The 19,429-nt window shown below is 58.3% G+C and carries 20 protein-coding genes; 8 read left to right on the forward strand and 12 right to left on the reverse strand.

Going from position 1 to position 19,429, the window contains the following annotated elements; translation table 11 throughout:
• Positions 1–223: 223 nt before the first annotated feature.
• The 3 genes from rsmD to KDX30_RS12665 are packed head-to-tail and all read right to left on the reverse strand — an operon-like array spanning position 224 to position 3,635.
• Entirely contained in the window at positions 224–808 is a 585-nt protein-coding gene (gene rsmD / locus KDX30_RS12655; RefSeq protein WP_122397923.1) for a 16S rRNA (guanine(966)-N(2))-methyltransferase RsmD, read from the reverse strand.
• The gene (locus KDX30_RS12660; RefSeq protein ID WP_231676025.1) at positions 808–2,286 is read right to left on the reverse strand and encodes a M16 family metallopeptidase; all 1,479 of its coding nucleotides are present in this window, start codon (positions 2,284–2,286) and stop codon (positions 808–810) included. Before KDX30_RS12660 ends, rsmD begins: the two co-directional genes overlap by 1 nt.
• Complete coding sequence (locus tag KDX30_RS12665) at positions 2,283–3,635, reverse strand: M16 family metallopeptidase (RefSeq protein WP_231676026.1); 1,353 nt, start codon at positions 3,633–3,635, stop codon at positions 2,283–2,285. Before KDX30_RS12665 ends, KDX30_RS12660 begins: the two co-directional genes overlap by 4 nt.
• A gap of 369 nt (positions 3,636–4,004) precedes the next feature.
• Here KDX30_RS12665 and ftsY point away from each other — a divergent pair, with 369 nt between their 5' ends.
• The 4 genes from ftsY (at position 4,005) to rpoH (ending at position 8,182) form a co-directional block, all read left to right on the forward strand.
• Positions 4,005–5,528 (forward strand): signal recognition particle-docking protein FtsY, encoded by a 1,524-nt coding sequence (gene ftsY / locus KDX30_RS12670; protein ID WP_231676037.1) that lies wholly within the window; start codon positions 4,005–4,007, stop codon positions 5,526–5,528.
• A complete protein-coding gene (gene ftsE, locus KDX30_RS12675) occupies positions 5,525–6,196 on the forward strand; it encodes a cell division ATP-binding protein FtsE (protein ID WP_027899698.1) in 672 nt (223 codons plus the stop codon). Before ftsY ends, ftsE begins: the two co-directional genes overlap by 4 nt.
• Positions 6,193–7,218, forward strand: a complete 1,026-nt coding sequence (ftsX, locus tag KDX30_RS12680; protein WP_027899699.1) for a permease-like cell division protein FtsX — start codon at positions 6,193–6,195, stop codon at positions 7,216–7,218. Before ftsE ends, ftsX begins: the two co-directional genes overlap by 4 nt.
• Positions 7,219–7,327: 109 nt before the next feature.
• Positions 7,328–8,182, forward strand: a complete 855-nt coding sequence (rpoH, locus tag KDX30_RS12685; RefSeq protein ID WP_027899700.1) for an RNA polymerase sigma factor RpoH — start codon at positions 7,328–7,330, stop codon at positions 8,180–8,182.
• A gap of 364 nt (positions 8,183–8,546) precedes the next feature.
• Here rpoH and mtgA read toward each other — a convergent pair whose 3' ends face one another.
• Complete coding sequence (gene mtgA / locus KDX30_RS12690) at positions 8,547–9,257, reverse strand: monofunctional biosynthetic peptidoglycan transglycosylase (RefSeq protein ID WP_099269144.1); 711 nt, start codon at positions 9,255–9,257, stop codon at positions 8,547–8,549.
• An 80-nt stretch (positions 9,258–9,337) separates the two neighbouring features.
• On the opposite strand from mtgA, the gene KDX30_RS12695 reads away from it, so the two are divergent.
• From KDX30_RS12695 to trmB, 4 genes are all read left to right on the forward strand, one after another.
• Positions 9,338–9,715, forward strand: a complete 378-nt coding sequence (locus tag KDX30_RS12695) for a DUF423 domain-containing protein (protein ID WP_027899702.1) — start codon at positions 9,338–9,340, stop codon at positions 9,713–9,715.
• Between the two features lie 220 nt (positions 9,716–9,935).
• On the forward strand, positions 9,936–10,136 hold the full coding sequence (gene thiS, locus KDX30_RS12700; protein ID WP_027899703.1) for a sulfur carrier protein ThiS: 201 nt from the start codon (positions 9,936–9,938) through the stop codon (positions 10,134–10,136).
• Positions 10,137–10,190: 54 nt separating this feature from the next.
• The gene (locus KDX30_RS12705) at positions 10,191–10,985 is read left to right on the forward strand and encodes a thiazole synthase (RefSeq protein ID WP_027899704.1); all 795 of its coding nucleotides are present in this window, start codon (positions 10,191–10,193) and stop codon (positions 10,983–10,985) included.
• 249 nt (positions 10,986–11,234) lie between these two features.
• Positions 11,235–11,882: a tRNA (guanosine(46)-N7)-methyltransferase TrmB gene (gene trmB, locus KDX30_RS12710; RefSeq protein WP_218927839.1), complete on the forward strand. Its 648-nt coding sequence runs from the start codon at positions 11,235–11,237 to the stop codon at positions 11,880–11,882.
• Between the two features lie 123 nt (positions 11,883–12,005).
• Here the strand turns inward: trmB and KDX30_RS12715 are convergent, their stop codons facing one another.
• From KDX30_RS12715 to KDX30_RS12750, 8 genes are all read right to left on the reverse strand, one after another.
• Positions 12,006–12,329: a DUF3392 family protein gene (locus tag KDX30_RS12715; protein WP_027899507.1), complete on the reverse strand. Its 324-nt coding sequence runs from the start codon at positions 12,327–12,329 to the stop codon at positions 12,006–12,008.
• A gap of 9 nt (positions 12,330–12,338) precedes the next feature.
• The gene (gene hemW / locus KDX30_RS12720; protein WP_231676050.1) at positions 12,339–13,553 is read right to left on the reverse strand and encodes a radical SAM family heme chaperone HemW; all 1,215 of its coding nucleotides are present in this window, start codon (positions 13,551–13,553) and stop codon (positions 12,339–12,341) included.
• Positions 13,550–14,146, reverse strand: a complete 597-nt coding sequence (rdgB, locus tag KDX30_RS12725) for an RdgB/HAM1 family non-canonical purine NTP pyrophosphatase (RefSeq protein ID WP_231676060.1) — start codon at positions 14,144–14,146, stop codon at positions 13,550–13,552. The genes hemW and rdgB overlap by 4 nt, the downstream gene beginning before the upstream one ends.
• Positions 14,143–14,577 (reverse strand): DUF4426 domain-containing protein, encoded by a 435-nt coding sequence (locus KDX30_RS12730; RefSeq protein ID WP_231676063.1) that lies wholly within the window; start codon positions 14,575–14,577, stop codon positions 14,143–14,145. The genes rdgB and KDX30_RS12730 overlap by 4 nt, the downstream gene beginning before the upstream one ends.
• 127 nt (positions 14,578–14,704) lie before the next feature.
• Complete coding sequence (gene metW, locus KDX30_RS12735) at positions 14,705–15,325, reverse strand: methionine biosynthesis protein MetW (protein ID WP_027899503.1); 621 nt, start codon at positions 15,323–15,325, stop codon at positions 14,705–14,707.
• A gap of 7 nt (positions 15,326–15,332) precedes the next feature.
• On the reverse strand, positions 15,333–16,472 hold the full coding sequence (gene metX / locus KDX30_RS12740; protein WP_027899502.1) for a homoserine O-succinyltransferase MetX: 1,140 nt from the start codon (positions 16,470–16,472) through the stop codon (positions 15,333–15,335).
• A gap of 455 nt (positions 16,473–16,927) precedes the next feature.
• Positions 16,928–18,145 carry a methyltransferase gene (locus tag KDX30_RS12745; RefSeq protein ID WP_231676065.1) on the reverse strand — a complete coding sequence of 406 codons (1,218 nt, stop codon included), beginning with the start codon at positions 18,143–18,145 and terminating at the stop codon, positions 16,928–16,930.
• Positions 18,146–18,291: 146 nt separating this feature from the next.
• On the reverse strand, positions 18,292–19,056 hold the full coding sequence (locus KDX30_RS12750) for a transporter substrate-binding domain-containing protein (RefSeq protein ID WP_231676068.1): 765 nt from the start codon (positions 19,054–19,056) through the stop codon (positions 18,292–18,294).
• Between the last annotated feature and the right edge of the window lie 373 nt (positions 19,057–19,429).

The following is a 19,429-nucleotide window of genomic DNA, read 5'->3' on the forward strand; positions in this document are numbered from 1 at the left end:
TGGTCGCCACTATGGATAGGTGGTGTGTAAACGGCCTGAGGTGAAGGATTGCCCTGAAACTGTGGGATATTCTATGTTCACTGCAAGCTCAATGATCAATCGCATTCTCTGTGGGAGCGAGGCTTGCCCGCGATAAGGACAACGCGGTTTGCCTGATAAATGAAAGCGCCCGCATCGCGAGCAAGCTCAGCTCCCACAGATTAATTCAGAACGCCACTATCTGTTACCCACGCTGCCACAGCGCGTAGTACACCTGCCCGGCCTTTTTCTCCCGGTGCAGACGCCAGCTACCCGGCAAACCGGTGGTCGATGGCGGGGTTTCGCTTTCGGTGTAGATCCACGCGTTTTCCGCCAGCCAGCCGTGTGATTCCAGCAGCGCGCAGGCCGAAGCCAGCAGGTTCTGGTGGAACGGCGGGTCGAGGAACACTACATCGAATGGCTCTGCGGTCTGGGTTTCCAGGTGGCGCAGCGAGTCGGCCTGTGTGACCTGACCGGTGGTGCAATTCAACATGCTCAGATTCTGACGCAGGCTCGCAATCGCTGCCGCACTGTTGTCCAGCGCCAGGCCTTTACTCGCGCCACGTGACAGCGCTTCGAAGAACAGCGCGCCGCTGCCGGTGAAAACATCCAGCACCTTGGCACCGGCAATGTCCATTGCCAGCCAGTTGAACAGGGTTTCGCGGACGCGATCCGGTGTCGGGCGCAGACCTGGGGCGTCGGGGAACGTCAGCTTGCGACTGCCCCATTCGCCACCAATGATGCGCAGTTGACCCAGGCCGTTGTGGCCCTTAGGGCGTGGATTGGCCATTAATGCTCCGGGACCCCGAGAGGGCGTTCAGCAGGTTTGTCGGTGGGCGGCGGCAGCGGCTTTTGCGCCACGGTCGGCCCGGCGGTGACGATCACCATCTTGTCAGCGCTCAAGTGCTTGTTCATCACCTCTTTGACTTGCTCGACAGTCACGCTTTGCGACTGGGTGATGAAGTCTTCGAGGAACGTCAGCGGCAAGTCGTAGAAGCCGATGGCGCCCAGTTGCGCAACGATGGACGAGTTGCTGGCCGCGGTTAGCGGGAAGCTACCGGTCAATTCGCGCTTGGCGTCGTCCAGTTCTTTCTGGGTCGGGCCGTTGGCGAGGAAGTCGCGGACGATGTCCTGCACCAGCTTCAGGGTGTTCTCGCTCAGTTCGGCGCGGGTCTGCAGGCCAATCATGAACGGACCCTGAGTCTGCATCGGGGTGAAGCCCGAAGAGACGCCATACGTCAGGCCGCGTTTTTCACGGACTTCAGTCATCAAACGGCTGCCGAAACCACCACCGCCGAGTACCGAGTTGCCCAGCGACAGTGCCGCATAGTCAGGATCGTTACGCTTGATGCCCAATTGGGCGAGCATCAGGTGAGTCTGTTTCGAAGGAAACTCGATGTGCGTTTCGCCAGCTTTGGGTTCGGCAGGGATTGGCAGTTTCGCCAATGCCGGGCCTTTAGGCAGCGATGCCGAGACTTGCGCAGCGATGGCCTGCGCTTCGTCGCGGGACAGATCGCCCACCAGCGCAATTACCGCATTGCCTGCCGCATAAGCCTTGGCGTGAAACGCTTTGAGCTGCGCGAGAGTGATCGGTTTGATGGACTCGGCAGTGCCTTCGCTTGGATGACCATAAGGGTGGTTGCCGTACAGACGCTTGAAGAGCTCTTCGCCTGCCAGCGAACCCGGGTTCTGCTTCTTGTATTCGAAGCTGGCCAGCAATTGGTTCTTGATGCGAGTCAGTGAGTCCGCAGGGAAGGTCGGCTTGCCCACCACTTCGGAGAACAACTTCAACGCAGGCTCGCGTTTGTCCGTCGCGCTCAGGCTGCGAATCGAAGCCACTGCCATGTCGCGATAGGCGCCGTTGCTGAAGTCCGCGCCGAGGCCTTCGAAGCCCTGAGCGATAGCGGTTACATCCTTACCTTTCACGCCTTCGTTGAGCATGGCGTTGGTCAGCACCGCGACGCCCGGCAGGTTTTGATCCTGACTGCTGCCTGCTGCGAAAGTCAGGCGCATATCAAACATCGGCAACTCGTGAGCTTCGACGAACAGGACTTTGGCGCCCTCTGCGGTTTGCCAGGTCTGAATATCCAGGCTGCGGCGCGCCGGCGCCTTGCCATCGAGCTCTTTCAAGGACTCCAGAGCCGGGCGTGCGGGCGCGGCGTCGCTGGCGGCTTCTTCAGCCAGTGCCGACTGTGCAGCGAAAACACCGAGGCTGGTGGTCAACAGCAGGCCAAACAGCATCTTACGTGGGCCGTTGCGCTCACTCATTTTGCTTTCTCCTCAGGTAGAACGTGCGCAACGCTGAGGCGCTCACGGGTGAAATAGGTGCTGGCGGCTTTCTGAATGTCTGCCGGAGTCACGCTTTGCAGCGCGGCCAGTTCCTCGTCGATCAACTTCCACGACAGGCCGACGGTTTCCAGTTCGCCAATGGTGCTGGCCTGACTGGTGATCGAGTCGCGCTCGTAGACCAGGCTCGCGATTACCTGAGCACGTACGCGTTCCAGCTCTTCGCTGGTTGGCGGCTTGGTTTTCAGCTCGTTGAGCAAACGCCAGATGCCGGCTTCGACGTCAGCCAGGGTTTTCTTCTTCTGAGTGTTGGGCGTGGCGCTGATCATGAACAGGCTGTCGCCCCGGGCGAAGGCGTCATAGTTCGAGCCTGCGCCGGAAACCAGCTCTTCACCGCGTTCAAGGCGCGTCGGGATGCGCGCGCTGTAGCCGCCATCCAGCAAAGCTGCGATCAGGCGCAGTGCGTTGACCGAACGCGGATCCTCGGCGGTGGCCAGGCTTGGCACGTTAAAGCCGTACATCAGGCTCGGCAGCTGAGTCTGTACATGCAGAGTGATGCGGCGCTCGCCGGGTTCGGCCAGCTCCAGTGGTTTCTTCGACGGTGGTACGTCACGGCGCGCAATCGGCCCGAAGAAACGTTCAGCCAAGGCTTTGACTTCGTCGGGTTTGACGTCGCCTACTACCACCAGCGTGGCGTTGTTCGGTACATACCAGGATTCATACCAGTGGCGCAGCTCTTCGACCTTCATGCGTTCAAGGTCAGCCATCCAGCCAATAGTTGGCGTGTGATAGCCGCTGGCTGGATAAGCCATGGCCTTGAAGCGCTCGAAGGCTTTGGACGTCGGCTTATCGTCGGTGCGCAGGCGGCGCTCTTCCTTGATCACTTCGATTTCGCGGCTGAACTCATCAGCCGGTAGCTTCAGACTGGCCATGCGGTCAGCTTCCAGCTCAAAGGCCACGGCCAGACGATCACGCGCCAGCACTTGGTAGTAGGCGGTGTAATCGTCGCTGGTGAATGCGTTCTCTTCGGCGCCCAGATCCCGCAGGATCAGCGACGCTTCGCCAGGGCCGGTTTTCGAGCTGCCTTTGAACATCATGTGTTCAAGGGCGTGGGACAAGCCGGTCTGGCCCGGGGTCTCGTAGCTCGAACCCACTTTGTACCAGACCTGCGACACCACAACCGGAGCGCGGTGATCTTCGCGAACGATGACCTTCAGGCCATTGGCGAGAGTGAATTCATGGGTAGGTTGCGGATCGGCGGCCATTGCGCCGAATGGCAGACAAATTGTGCCGAACAGCAGGCCTGCGGCACGGCGGGCTAGAGCATTCATTCGTAATTTGAACCTGTAAGACGGCCCGTTTGAACTTAGCGTCCACGGGCGCGGGGGTGTTAGGATAGCGGCCTGTTTGCTCTGCGACCATGACAAAGATTCAGGAACGCATTGCGCAGCAACCGTAGGACCGGCTTTAGCCGGGAGGGGGATGGCGCATTCAACGCATCTCGATCGGCCCACATGCCGCCCTCCCGGCTAAAGCCGGTCCTGCGAGGAGTGGTGTCGAGCCGGTCGCTCCTACAGTAATCCGCGGATTATGCTTGGCCAGCAGATGAACAAGCAGACTCAAATGTAGTCTGTTTCGCATATCAGAATTTTTCAGAGGCGCCGCTCTGGCGCGTCGCTACCTTGAGATAGCCGTCCTCCATGTTTGGTTCCAACGACGACAAGAAGACCCCAGCCCCGGCTGGCGAGAAGAAAGGCCTGTTCGGATGGCTGCGCAAAAAGCCGCAGGAAACCGCTGCCGAACAGCCTCAAGACCTATCCACAGCAACTGCGGAGCCGGTGATTGAATCGACTCCGCTGACGGCTGAGGTGCAGCTTGCTCCGGCATTGACGCCCGAGCCTGCGCACGAAGTCGCTGCTGAACCTGTCGTGGAACAGGTCCAGCCGGGCGAGCCGACGTCAGAGCCTTGGCTGACCTTGCCGGTCGCCGAAGAGCCTGTCGCGCTGGTCAATGAGTACGAGCTGCACGTTACGCCACCGATTGCGCCTGTTACCGATCCGGTTGAACCGCAGCCTGAGTCGCCTCGTATTGACGTGCCGATTGCCGAGCCGGAATCGACCATCACTCCAGAGCCAGAGCCAGAGCCAGAGCCGGTTGCGATAGAACCCGAGCCGCAACCTGAGCCGGTTGTTCCTCCCGTGGTTGCTGCCATGGCTCCGGCCGCTGCTGCAGCTGTTGCACCCATCATCGAACCCCCGCCAGCGCCTGTTGCCGCTCAGCCTGAAGCGACCAAGGCTGGCTTCTTTGCTCGCCTCAAACAAGGTTTGTCCAAAACCAGCGCCAGCATTGGCGAAGGTATGGCCAGCCTGTTCCTGGGCAAGAAAGCGATCGACGATGATTTGCTGGAAGAGATTGAAACCCGCCTGCTGACCTCCGACGTTGGCGTCGAGGCAACGGGTGTGATCATCCGCAGCCTGACCCAGAAAGTGGCACGCAAGCAGCTCACCGACGCCCAGGCGTTATACGCCTCGCTGCAGGAAGAGTTGGCGGCAATGCTCAAACCGGTTGAGCAACCGTTGGTCATCGACGCGTCGCATAAACCCTTCGTGATTCTGGTCGTCGGCGTCAACGGTGCGGGCAAAACCACCACGATTGGCAAGCTGGCGAAGAAGCTGCAACTGGAAGGCAAGAAAGTCATGCTCGCCGCCGGTGACACGTTCCGCGCCGCTGCCGTCGAGCAACTGCAGGTCTGGGGCGAGCGCAACAAGATTCCGGTCATCGCTCAACATACCGGTGCCGACTCCGCCTCGGTGATCTTCGATGCTGTGCAGGCCGCCAAGGCCCGCGGTATCGACGTGCTGATCGCTGACACCGCCGGTCGTCTACAAACCAAAGACAACCTGATGGAAGAATTGAAGAAGGTGCGACGGGTCATCGGCAAACTGGACGCCGAAGCACCTCACGAAGTGCTGCTGGTGCTGGACGCCGGTACCGGACAGAACGCGATCAGTCAGGCCAAGCATTTCCACCAGGCGGTGTCCCTGACCGGTCTGGCGTTGACCAAGCTGGACGGTACGGCCAAAGGCGGCGTGATCTTTGCGCTCGCCAAACAGTTTGATCTGCCTATCCGCTATATCGGCGTGGGCGAAGGCATTGATGACCTGCGTACTTTTGAGGCCGAGCCGTTTGTTCAGGCCCTGTTTGCGGAGCGCGAGCGCACATGATTCGTTTCGAACAGGTCGGTAAACGCTATCCGAACGGACACGTCGGCTTGCATGAGCTGAGCTTTCGAGTGCGTCGTGGCGAGTTTCTGTTCGTGACCGGCCACTCCGGCGCGGGCAAAAGCACCTTGCTGCGCCTGCTGCTGGCCATGGAGCGTCCGACCACCGGCAAACTGCTGTTGGCGGGGCAGGATCTTGGTCAGATCAGCAATGCACAGATTCCATTTCTGCGCCGCCAGATCGGCGTGGTGTTCCAGAATCACCAGTTGCTGTTTGATCGTACGGTCTTCAACAACGTCGCGTTGCCGCTGCAGATTCTTGGTTTGTCCAAGCTGGAAGTCACGAAACGCGTGGACTCCGCTTTGGAGCGCGTGGCTCTTTCCGACAAGGCCGAGCTGTACCCCGGCGATCTGTCTACCGGCCAGCAACAACGGGTCGGCATTGCTCGCGCCATTGTGCATCGTCCAGCTTTGCTGCTCGCGGATGAACCCACCGGTAACCTCGATCCACGGCTCGCAGCGGAAATCATGGGTGTATTCGAAGACATTAATCGCCTCGGCACCAGCGTGCTGATTGCCAGTCACGATTTGGCGCTGATCGCCCGTATGCGTCACCGAATGCTCACTCTGCAACGCGGTCGCCTCATCGGTGACGGGGAGGCTGGGGTATGAGTGCCACACGTTCCCCTAAGGTTTCCGAGCGCGTATCGCCGAAAGCCGCCGATCCTGCTCCGAAAAAGTCAAAAAACAGCCATGACGATGACGGTCCAGACTTCGGTACGCTGTTCAACGCCTGGCTGGAAGCGCATCGTTCAAGCTTGATCGACAGCTTGCGTCGCTTGGGCAAGCAACCGATCGGCAGCTTCTTCACTTGTCTGGTGATGGCGATTGCCTTGAGTCTGCCCATGGGCTTGTCGTTGTTGCTCAACAATGTCGAGCGGTTAGGTGGTTCCTGGCAGCGCGCTGCACAAATCTCGATCTACCTGAAGCTGGATACCAGCGCCAGCGAGGGCGAAAAATTACGTAACGAAATTCGTCTGATGCCAGGCGTCTCCGAGGCTGAATACATCAGCCGGGAACAGGCGTTGGCGGAGTTTCAGCAGCAATCCGGCTTGGGTGAAGCGCTCAAGGAATTGCCGGAAAACCCGCTGCCGGGCGTCGTGCTGGTGACTCCGGATGAGGTGGACAAACCTGCGCTAGAGGCCTTGCGGACTCAACTTGCAGGCATGCCCAACGTCGAGCAGGCGCAACTGGACCTGGTCTGGGTAGAGCGTCTGGCGGCGATTCTCAAGCTAGGCGACCGCTTTGTGTTTGGCCTGACCGTGTTATTGGTGGCGGCATTGCTGCTGGTGATTGGTAACACCATTCGTCTGCACATCGAGAACCGGCGCACCGAAATCGAAGTCATTAAGCTGGTAGGCGGCACCGATAGTTATGTACGGCGTCCCTTCCTTTATATGGGCGCATTGTATGGGCTTGGCGCAGGTTTTCTGTCTTGGGGTGTGTTGGCTTTCGGGCTGGACTGGCTCAACGACGCGGTAATTGGACTGGCCGGATTGTACGGAAGTGATTTTTCTCTGGCTGGCGTTCCAGCGTCCGATGGTCTATCACTCTTGCTTGGAGCGGTGTTGTTAGGGTATATCGGTGCCTGGATTGCAGTAGCACGCCATTTGAGAGAGCTGGCACCTCGGTAAATTTTTCTTCATGTATTGACTTTTTTATACAGGGAACTTGTATAGCGGTTCCCGAGTCAATTTCGCAGTGCTGAACTGCACGAGTCATGTGACGGAGGTAACATTTCGTATGACCACTTCTTTGCAACCTGCGTATGCCTTAGTCCCGGGTGCGAACCTGGAAGCCTATGTGCACACGGTGAACAGCATTCCTTTGCTGACCCCTGAGCAGGAGCGTGAACTGGCTGAGAGTCTCTATTATGAGCAGGATCTGGGGGCGGCTCGGCAGATGGTCCTCGCCCACCTGCGTTTTGTTGTGCACATCGCACGCAGTTATTCCGGTTACGGCCTGGCTCAGTCAGATCTGATTCAGGAAGGTAACGTCGGCCTGATGAAGGCCGTTAAACGCTTCAACCCGGAAATGGGTGTGCGTCTGGTTTCGTTCGCTGTTCACTGGATCAAGGCGGAAATTCACGAGTTCATCCTGCGTAACTGGCGCATCGTGAAAGTCGCGACCACCAAAGCCCAGCGCAAGCTGTTCTTCAACCTGCGTGGCCAGAAGAAACGTCTGGCGTGGCTGAACAATGAAGAAGTTCATCGCGTGGCTGAAAGCCTCGGCGTTGAGCCGCGTGAAGTGCGGGAGATGGAAAGCCGTCTGACCGGTCACGACATGGCGTTCGACCCGGCTGCTGAAGCCGACGACGACAGCGCGTTCCAGTCACCAGCGAATTATCTGGAAGACCATCGTTACGATCCGGCACGTCAGTTGGAAGATTCCGACTGGACTGACAACTCCACTGCCAATCTGCATCAGGCTTTGGAAGTGCTGGACGACCGCAGCCGTGACATCCTCTATCAGCGCTGGCTGGCTGAAGAGAAAGCGACGCTGCATGACCTGGCGCAGAAGTACAACGTCTCCGCCGAGCGTATTCGCCAGCTTGAGAAAAGCGCGATGAACAAGCTCAAGTTGTCGATAGCCGCGTAATAACGGTTCGTCGATAAAGAAACGCCCTGACCGGGAAACCGGTCGGGGCGTTTTGTTTGTGTGTCTGGATCTGCTCTCTGTGGGAGCCGAGCATGCTCGCGATGAACGATGACTCAATGGGCCTGATAGAGCGCAGCACCAGCATCGCGAGCAAGCTCGGCTCCCACAGTTTCGTGTGTGTGCTCGTTCAGGCGTAGGCGTAATGAGTTCGCATCCTGGGTAGGAGCGAACTTGTTCGCGAACTGGCGCGAAGCGGCAGCAAAACCTGCTACCCGATACATGTGCTGGAGTCGGGTCGCCAGATTTGCGACTGCTGCGCAGCCGTTCGCGAATGAATTCGCTCCTACCGGTTCGAGTCCGCCTGTCAGAGCTTACGGCTGTTATTCAAACCCAGCAGGTAATCATCTCCACCCAACTGCTGCATCTGCCGACGAATCCAGCTGGCGCGGCCTGCGACGTAACTGGTTGGACGGCTGGCGCTCCATTCGCGGGGGTTGGGAAGCACCGCTGCCAGATAGCTGGCCTGCTGCACCGAAAGGGCGCTGGCATTCACGCCGAAGTGATGCTGCGCTGCCGCTTGAGCGCCGAACACACCGTCATCCCACTCGACACTGTTCAGGTAGACCTCGAGGATCCGCTGCTTGGACCAAAGGATTTCGATCAGCCCGGTAAACCACGCTTCCAGGCCTTTGCGCAGATAGCTGCGGCCCGACCACAGAAACAGGTTCTTGGAGACTTGCTGGCTCAGGGTGCTGGCACCGCGAATAGAGCCGCCCATCTCATTGTGGGCAATGGCAGCCTGAATGGCCTCAACATCAAAGCCCCAATGCTCAGCGAACTTCTGATCTTCGCCCGCGATAACCGCGACCTTCAGGTCATTGGAAATCTTGTCCCATGGCTGCCAGGTGCGCTGCAGATCAATAGGCTTGCCGTCGACCCACGATTCAACCTTGCGCTCAACCATCAGCGCCGTGCCCGGTGGCGGCACGAAGCGGAAGATCAGGACCAGCAACACGCTGCCCGCAGCAAACAGGAGCAGGGCTTTGATAAGACGACGTACTAGTGAACGCAGCATAGAGATGGCTTGGCCGAACCCGTTGAGCGGGCCATTATACAGACCGTGCGCCTTTGGACGATTTTTGAACGGAGTTAGTTATGGTTCGTAGCTTTTTAATGTTGGCAGCGTTCTTCGGTTTTACCGGCGTTGCCCTCGGAGCCTTTGCCGCGCATGCCCTTAAAAACCGCCTGAGCCCTGAGTATCTGGCGATTTTCCATACTGGCGTGCTCTATCAACTGATCCACGCGTTGGCGATTCTGGGCGTGGCGGTGCTTGCCGCTCAGCTTCCGGGCAGGCTCATGACCTGGGCGGGTTTCTCGTTTGCGCTGGGGATTGTGTTGTTTTCGGGCAGCCTGTATCTGCTGACCCTGACCGGCATCAGCAAATTGGGCATCATCACGCCATTTGGTGGGCTGGCGTTTCTGGTGGGCTGGGCGTTGCTGGGCTTGACCGCGTGGCGACTGGGTGGGGTTTGATCTGAATTGCGCAGGGCACCCCTGTGGGAGCGAATTCATTCGCGAAAGCGGTGTGTCAGACAAAGAAATATTGAACGTGCTGCTGTCTTCGCGGATGAATCCGCTCCCACAGGGATAAATACCAGCAGATCGCCCGAGACGAATGGCATGGCTTTACCTTGGTCATACCGGCTGATCGGGCTAGAATGCTCGCCCCCAAAAATGATGGCTGCTCCCGCGCATGCACATTCAGTTGAACGGTGAACCCTTTGAATTGCCCGACGGCGCGACCGTTCTGGCATTGCTGACCCGCCTTGATCTTGTCGGGCGTCGTGTCGCAGTCGAGCTGAACCTGGATATCGTGCCGCGTAGCCAGCATGAGACTACGGCCTTGAACGAAGGCGATCAGGTCGAAGTCGTCCACGCGATTGGCGGCGGCTAGGCTTCGACGTTTCCTGATTCAACTGCAAGACCTCAACTTCCAAGAGGATTTCCAATGAGCAATGTTCGCAGCGACAAGCCGTTTGTTCTGGCCGGTCGGACTTTCGAGTCGCGCCTGCTGGTGGGTACCGGCAAATACGTGGATATGGAGCAGACCCGTCTGGCCATCGAAGCGTCGGGTGCCGAGATCGTCACCGTCGCAGTACGCCGGACAAATCTGGGCCAGAACCCGGGCGAGCCGAACCTGCTGGATGTCCTGCCGCCGGATCGCTATACCATCCTGCCGAACACGGCGGGCTGCTTCGACGCCATTGAGGCGGTGCGCACCTGCCGCTTGGCCCGTGAACTGCTCGACGGCAAGAATCTGGTCAAACTGGAAGTGCTGGCGGATCAGAAAACCCTGTTCCCGAACGTGATCGAAACCCTCAAGGCCGCCGAAGTGCTGGTCAAGGAAGGCTTCGACGTGATGGTTTACACCAGCGATGATCCGATCATTGCGCGTCAACTCGCTGAAATCGGCTGTATCGCGATCATGCCGCTGGCTGGCCTGATCGGTAGCGGGTTGGGTATTTGCAACCCGTACAACCTGCAGATCATCCTGGAAGAAACCAAAGTGCCGGTGCTGGTGGATGCTGGTGTCGGCACTGCTTCCGACGCCACCATCGCCATGGAACTGGGCTGTGAGGCGGTGTTGATGAATTCTGCCATCGCTCACGCTCAGGACCCGATCCTGATGGGCGCAGCCATGAAGCACGCAGTGATTGCCGGTCGTATGGCTTACCTCGCCGGCCGTATGCCCAGAAAACTCTATGCCAGCGCGTCTTCGCCGCTGGATGGGTTGATTCGGTAAGGCAGCCTGATAAAGAACCCCTGTGGGAGCGAGGCTTGCCCGCGATAAGGCTGGACGCGGTTCACCTTGGATCGCGTCGCCCATATCGCGGGCAAGCCTCGCTCCCACATGAGATTGCATTCCAGTCCAGAAAGTTATGTATCGTTTTATAAGAGCCCATTGATGACTGATCCACTCGTTCCAAACCCAGAGCTGCCCGTTGCCGAAGAAGGCGAAGAGCGCCAGCACCGCCGTATCAAGAGTTTCGTGATGCGCGCAGGTCGTATGACTGAAGGCCAACAGCGTGGTCTGGATCAAGGCCGTCCGCTGTATGTGTTGCCGTTGACCGACGCACCGGTAGATTACGATCAGGTGTTCGGTCGTTCTGCGCCGCGCACGCTGGAAATTGGCTTCGGCATGGGGCACTCACTGCTGGAGATGGCTGCTGCTGCGCCGGATCAAGACTTCATTGGTGTTGAAGTGCACTATCCGGGTGTTGGCGCGCTGCTTAACGGTGTACTGACTCAGGGCCTGACCAACGTACGGGTCTACGATTGCGACGCGATTGAAGTGCTCAACCGTTGCATCGCCGATAACAGCCTTGATCGTCTGATGCTGTTTTTCCCGGATCCGTGGCACAAGAGCCGTCACCACAAGCGCCGCATCGTTCAGCCGGCGTTTGCCGAGCTGGTGCGCAGCAAGCTCAAGGTCGGTGGTGTTCTGCACATGGCCACTGACTGGGAACCGTATGCCGAATTCATGCTGGAAGTGATGAATGTCGCGCCGGGTTATCGCAACCAGGCCGAAGACGGTAAATGCGTTCCACGCCCTGCCGAGCGCCCCATTACCAAGTTCGAACGCCGTGGTGAGCGTCTGGGGCATGGGGTTTGGGATTTGAAGTTCGAGAAGGTGGATTAAGCTGAACCCCAATCCGTAGGACCGGCTTTAGCCGGGAGAGCGTTGGTACATCCACTAATTTCTATCGTTGGATATGCCGCCCTCCCGGCTAAAGCCGGTCCTACGAATTGCGTTATCACTCCTTTACTTCCTGTCCGCAACAACCCCGATCAACACCAGCACCACCAACAACACGGGCGCAAGGCTGTAGTTGTTGAACTGGCTCAGGCCACGAATCACCCACGGTGTGGCATAGATCAGCGCTGCGCCGCTGCCGATGGTGACCAGCAAGGCCATCAACGGGATGCGCAAGGCACCCGCGAAGCTGCTGATGCGTTGTTCGACCCAGCCCTTGAAGTCAGCGCCAAACAACACCAGCAAACAGCCCACCAGGGCGAGGGATATTTCCGAGAGGTTGCTGCGGCTCCAGCGGGAGATGGTGGCGAGCAGGTCGAGTATCAAATCCATGCAGGGTCCTTAGATCAGAAAGTATTGCAGCAGGTCGTTGAGAAACAACTGGCCCTGCGGCGTTGCGACCAATCGGGTCGGATCAGCTTGCAGCAGGCCACGTTGCTCGGCTTGTTGGCGCGCACTGGCCAGCGAATCGAGGCTTAGACCGGTGCGTTCACGAAATAATGCAGCGTCCACACCATTTGTCAGGCGCAGCGCATTCATCAGGAATTCGAAGGGCAATTCTTCAACACTGAGCAGCTTCTCACCGGCCTTGAATGGCTTGGCCGGATTCAGATAATCCTTGGGCAAGCGGGTTTTCCAGGTGCGCACAATGCGCCCGTCCGGATGGCTGAGCTTGCCATGGGCCCCGGCACCGATGCCGATGAAGTCTCCAAAGCTCCAGTAATTCAGGTTATGCCTCGCCGGTCGGCCGGGTTGCGCATAGGCCGACACTTCGTATTGCGCGTAGCCGTTCTGCGCCAGCAACAACTGGCCTGCCTCCTGAATGTCCCAGAGGATGTCGTCTTCCGGCAGCGTCGGCGGCTGGTTCCAGAACACCGTGTTGGGCTCCAGCGTCAGCTGATACCAGGACAAATGCGTCGGTTTCAGGTCGATGGCTTGTTGCAGGTCGCCCAATGCATCCTCAGGCGACTGATCCGGCAGGCCGTGCATCAAGTCCATGTTGAAGTTATCAAAGCCCGCCTGGCGCGCCATGTCGGCGGCCCGAATGGCTTCATCGCCGTTGTGAATACGCCCCAGTGCCTTGAGTTTGGCTTCCTGGAAGCTCTGGATACCAATGGACAGGCGATTGATGCCCAGCCCGCGATAGGCGCTGAACTTGACCTGCTCGAAGGTGCCGGGATTGGCCTCCAGGGTGATCTCGATGTCACTGGCAAAACGAATGCGTTGCTCGACTCCTTGGAGCAAGCGGCCCAGCGCTTCTGCGCTGAACAGACTCGGCGTGCCACCGCCGAAGAAGATCGAACTGAGTTCGCGTCCATAAACGTAAGGCAGGTCCAGATCCAGATCGGCCAGCAGCGCGTCGATGTACTCCGCTTCCGGCAGCACAGGGCTGGCGGTGTGGGAATTGAAATCGCAGTACGGGCATTTGCGTACGCACCACGGGATGTGGATGTACAACGACAACGGCGGCAGTTGCGGCAAGGCTGTCCTCGGCTCGGTCGATGAGAAGCCGGTGGTGCCGAGGAACAGCGGTGTTGCAGGTGTCTCGTTGGTCATTTCAAAGCCAGGCGTTGGCGCAAGATGGCCATGGCCCGGGCGCGGTGGCTGAGCTGGTTCTTCTCGGCGGGACTTAGTTCGGCGCTGGAGCAATCGCGCTCAGGTACCCAGAACAAAGGATCGTAACCGAAACCGTGCTCGCCGCTAGCCGCGGTCAGAATGCGCCCGTGCCAAAGACCTTCGCAGAGGATCGGCAATGGATCATCGGCATGACGCACCAGCGCCAACACGCATACGAACTGAGCGCTGCGTTGCTCTTGAGGGACGTCTTTGAGGGCGTCGAGCAGCTTGGCGTTGTTGGCGGCATCGCCTTGGCCGTCGGCATAACGCGCGGAGAAGATGCCTGGTGCACCGCCCAGGAAATCCACCGCCAGCCCCGAGTCGTCCGCCAGCGCTGGCAAGCCCGAAATCCGCGCCGCGTTGCGGGCTTTGAGAATGGCGTTCTCGACGAACGACAGCCCGGTTTCTTCCGGCTCAACGTTGCTGAATTCGCCGATTGAGCGCAGTTGTACGCTGTCGCCGAGCATGGCCTGGAGTTCTTTGAGCTTGCCAGCGTTGTGGCTGGCCAATACGAGCTGCGGGAAAGTCATCATTCGCCTGGATAGAGTTCTTGATTGAAGCTGAAGGAATGGTTGTCCTGATTCCCGGCTTTCACATCAATGTTAAAGGTGTAGGTTCCGGCCTGTTCAAGCGGGAACTGCGCGATGTAGCTGATCCAGCCTTTGTCCGTTACCTGCTTGAAGGTCAGCGGTTCAGGGCGTCCGGTCAGGTCCTTGTAGGTGCCTGTCACCACGGACGGTGCTGGCTTACCCGCCTTGAGCACGGTGATGTTCAGTACGTTCAGCCGTTTGCTGCGGATCAAGCCGGATGCTTTCGCCACGTCCGCTGACAGCGTGGTTGAAGCAAAAGCATTGTAGTGGACCGTCACGTCTCCGAACGTTTCCTGCCGATTCGGCCTGGCGTAGTCAGCAGCAAATGCCGACAGGCTGAGGGCGCACATCAACATGATTGCCAGACGATGCATGGTCGTTCTCCTTATCAAACTTGTAGGAGCGCGCTTGCCCGCGATGGCATTCGTTCAGGCGACCAATAGGCCAAGTTTAAAATCGAATCGCGGGCAAGCGCGCTCCTACAGGGTTTGTGCGTAATTTTTAGATAGCGATCTTGTGTTCCTGCAACCCCGGGCTGCTAACCCGGTAGATACCGATCTCACCCAACAGGTTAGGCCATTGCTTGCTGGCCCAGCCATGCCGATGCTGTTGATCCACTGCCAGCCGATCAATGACCTTGGCGTGGCGGCCGCGGCACAGCTCTTCGAAGTCTTCGAAGGTGCAGAAGTGGATGTTTGGCGTGTTGTACCAGGTGTAAGGCAGAAAGTCCGAAACCGGCATCCGGCCCTTGGTTGCGAGGTACCAGCGGCAGCGCCAGTGACCGAAGTTCGGGAAGGTAATGATGCACTGGCGGCCTACGCGCAGCATTTCGTCGAGGATCTTGTCCGGGTAATGCACTGCTTGCAGTGCCTGGGTCATGACCACGACGTCGAAGCTGTTGCTGGCGAAGTTGCCCAGACCCTTGTCCAGATCCTGTTCGATGACGTTGACGCCCTTGGTGATGCAGCGAGCAATGTTATCGGCGTCGTTTTCAAGGCCGTAGCCGGTGACTTGCTTGTTGTCGCGCAGCCACGCCAGCAGTTCGCCGTCGCCGCAACCAAGGTCGAGCACGCGGCTGCCCGCAGGGATCCATTCTTGGATGATTTCCAGATCGGCTCTCATGGCGTCCTCAAAGTACAATTCGGTTCATGTAGCTGGAGAAGGCCTGCAAGTAGCGCGGGATCGGGATCAGGAACGCATCGTGGCCCTGAGGTGCGTCGATCTCCAGATAGCAGACGTTCTTCTTGGCCGCCATGAGTGCGTCCACCAGTTCCCGGGAGCGGGCAGGCGAGAAGCGCCAGTCGGTGGTGAACGACATGACGCAGAAGTCTGCAGTCACGTTGGCGAAGGTCGCAGCCAGGTTATCGTTGAACGCGCCTGCCGGGTCGAAGTAATCCAGCGCTTTGGTCATCAACAGGTAAGTGTTGGCATCAAAGCGGCCGGAGAACTCTTCACCCTGATAGCGCAGATAGCTTTCAACCTGGAATTCCACACTGTGGAAGTCGTAGTTGAGCTTCTCGCTTTTCAGGCCACGACCAAATTTCTCGCCCATGGAGTCATCGGACAGGTAGGTGATGTGCCCGACCATTCGCGCGAGCATCAAGCCGCGTTTGGGAATGACACCAAACTCCTGAAAGTCGCCGCCATGGAATTCCGGGTCCGAAAGGATGGCCTGACGCGCCACTTCGTTGAAGGCAATGTTCTGCGCCGACAATTTTGGGGCCGAGGCGATCGCCAGGCAGTGACGAACCCGGTCGGGGTAAGTCATGGTCCATTGTAGAGCTTGCATGCCGCCCAGGCTGCCGCCGACTACCGCTGCCCATTGCTGGATGCCCAGCGAGTCAGCGAGCCGCGCCTGGCTGTGTACCCAGTCCTCAACGGTCAGGACCGGGAAGTTGGCGCCGAAAGGTTTTCCGGTTTCCGGGTTGATACTGCTTGGCCCTGTTGAGCCATTGCAGCCGCCCAGATTATTCAGGCTGACGACGAAGAAGCGATTGGTATCGATAGGCTTGCCGGGACCGATGCAGCTGTCCCACCAACCGGGCTTGCGGTCATCGACGCTGTTATAGCCTGCCGCGTGGTGGTGACCGGAAAGGGCATGGCAGATCAACACGGCATTGCTGCGCGCGGCGTTGAGCTGGCCATAGGTTTCATAGATCAGATCGTAGGCAGGCAACGAGCGGCCACAGGCCAGTGCCAGAGGCTCGCTGAAATGTGCCGTTTGCGGCGTGACTAGACCGACAGAATCTTCGGGAAAGACCGTGGACATCGACCCTGCTCTCGCTTAAATGAGGCGTAAGTCTAATGACCACGGGGGGGAGGGGCAACAGAGGAATTCGGTGGGGGCTCAAGGTGGTGCAAAACCCTGCCGGAGCTGAGCTTGCTCGCGATAAAGCTGGGCGCGATTCACTTCAAATCGGCGGTGTCATCATCGCGAGCAAGCCCGGCTCCCACCGGGTCTCGGTCGGCTGCATCATCTGGCGTGGTGGCCTTTTGGGGCCGTTGTACTCAAATTTTTATGCACAAGTGGCAGGCCAAAATAACCAAATGGAATGAAATTTCCGGAAATGTTCTCGTTTAAAGACAACTGTATGTTTTTAAAAGATTTTTATTAGGCGAAAAGTCGAACACCTGACCGTTCGGATAAGTAGCCTGCTAAGCAAATGGCACGTCTTTCAATTTTTCATCAACAGAGTTATCCACAGGCTATGCAATTGATTACCGTCAATGCAACTGCGCAATCATCAGCAAATTACGAGGCGTAATGCGGCTCTCGCAGAAGGTCCCTACGTCCACGCGATAGTGGTGTTCTTGCAGATAAAGTGCCTTGTCGAGCACCAGCCACAGCTCCAGTGGACGGCGGAACAAGTTGCGCACCAATTCCAGATTTCGCACTTGAGCCAAGCGCTCCCAGCCCGCAGCTTCGAGGGTGGACCAATGTTGTTCGCCGACAGCGGGCAGACCCTTGAGCGCTGCCAGGTCGCGGCAATAGTCAGCAAAAGGCTTATCCAGCCAGGCGCTGGGCAGCGACGGCGTAGGCAAGTAATCCTGACTGTTTTGCAGCCGTCGCTGCAGCAAATCAAACGATAGGCGACGAGCCATGGATTGGTCGCGCTGTCGACGGACGCGCGCACCGGCGGTTACCGTTTCGCTCAGAGGCAGGCCGAGATCGTCCCGGGACAGCTTCAGAGCTGACGCCTGTCCTTCACTTGATACCGGTTGGTAGTACTCGGTCTCGATGCGGTTGTAGCAGCACGGGGCAATTGCCAATTGATTGCAGCCAACCTGACTGGCCAGCCGCATCAACTGCACGTGTAGATCCCCGCATGCATGCAGGGCGACAGGCGTTTGATGTGCTTGGAGCCGACGCCATGCATCGTCAGCCATTACGTCCTGCTGCACATGGGTGGCGTTTACGTTCAAGCGCGCGCTGAGCTGGTTTCCTGCTTCGACCAGAGCCGGGTCGCGCTCCAGGCAAGTAAGGCCCTGGGTGGGTTCGAGCAGACGCCGTCCCAGATGGCCTTTGCCCGAACACCAGTCCAGCCAGTGGGCCGGTTTGTGTTCGAAGCTCAGGCAACTGGCGAACGCTTCGATCTGCTGCCATTTGCGGCCTGGCACGTCGACACTCATGCGCGGCTCAACAGGGGGAAGCTCAAAGGCGGGCAGCGGGTGTACCTGACTTAGCGCCTGTGCCTCACCTGCCAGCTGTGGAAAGGGGAACGGTGCTGCCAGATGCTCCGGGTGGTTGTGGGCTGCTTCGGCCTGGTCAAGCGATCGGTGGCGCAACCAGTCAGCCAGTTCCGGGTACTGATGCTCCCAAGGCAACTGCAGGTGTGTGAAGGGGCGTGGCCGCCACAATCCCTGCCAGGCGAACAGGAAGCTGTCCAAAGCCCGTAATCGACTGCGAAGCTGTTCGTCGTGCAAAGCGAGGTCGTTGGCCATGGTCAGCTGTCGGGTTCAAACGCGTAAGAGGGCTGGCTGTGGAAAGCCAGCCCTCTTCATAACAGCGCCCTGATCGGGCGTCTACGCGTAAAGGACGTCTGAGCGCAGAAAAATATTAATACGTAAGTGTTATCAGGCGCTTTGGATCACAGAATGCTGAACGGGAAGTACTTGTCGTTGATCTTCTTGTAGGTGCCGTCTTCGATGATTTCCTTGATCGCCAGATTGAGTCGGGCGCGCAGCGGGTCGTTCAGACGCACGGCAATACCGATCTTGTCATTGTCCAGAACAGGATCGCCTTTGAACTCGAAGCTTGCACCGGGCTGGCCCTTGAGCCATTCGTAGCTGGCGTATTTGTCGGCGAGAACCGCGTCCACATGCCCTTCGGCAAGATCCGTGAAGGCACTTTCCTGAGTGTCATAAAGCTTCAGGGTGATATCCATGCTGAGATTTTCCTGCAGCCACGATGCTGAAAGCGTCGATGCCTGTGCGCCGATGGTCTTGCCCAGCAGCGAATCGCGAATGGAGTCCTTGTCGGTTTTGAGTTCGCTGCCTTTCGGCGCCACAAACTGCAATTTGCTGGAATAGTACGGCGCGGTGAAGTCCACCTGCTCGGCGCGTTCTTTGGTTATCGACATGGATGAAATCAGGAAATCGAATTTGTTGTCATTGAGCGCCGGGATGATGCCTTCCCATTCGGTGGTGACCACTTCGCACTCGACTTTCATTTTTGCGCACAGTGCGTGTCCGATTTCCACATCAAAGCCCACTGCCTGCCCGCTGGCATCCTTCCCGTTGAACGGTGGATAAGCGCCTTCGACGCCGAATTTCATCTTCTCCACCGCAAAAGCGCTGGTCGTCAGGGCCAGGGTGGCGGCTGCGACCAGCAGGAATTTTTTATACATCTGCATGGGTGTTGCTCCGTTGCAATTGCGGGACTTATTGGGCGGCTATGAAGACGACTGTTGTTGGACATGAGTTACCGCAAAATGTCGCTGTCGGCCTGAAGCATTTGTTAAGCCATGTATCGGCGAGGTCAGCACTCGCGCATCAATACACGATGTCCTTATGAAACCAGCCCCCTGTGGAAGCGAATTTATTCGCGAAGCGGTCTTTCAGGAAATGCATCGGCGTCTGACAAAACGCATTCGCGAATGAATTCGCTCCCACATAGACCGCGCTAATCCGTAGGACCGGCTTTAGCCGGGAGGACGTCAGGACATTCGCTAAATATCCTTCGGTAGTAATACCGCCCTCCCGGCTAAAGCCGGTCCTACGGGATTG

The sequence above is a fragment of the Pseudomonas quasicaspiana genome, assembly GCF_021147825.1.
Lineage (GTDB): Bacteria > Pseudomonadota > Gammaproteobacteria > Pseudomonadales > Pseudomonadaceae > Aquipseudomonas > Aquipseudomonas quasicaspiana.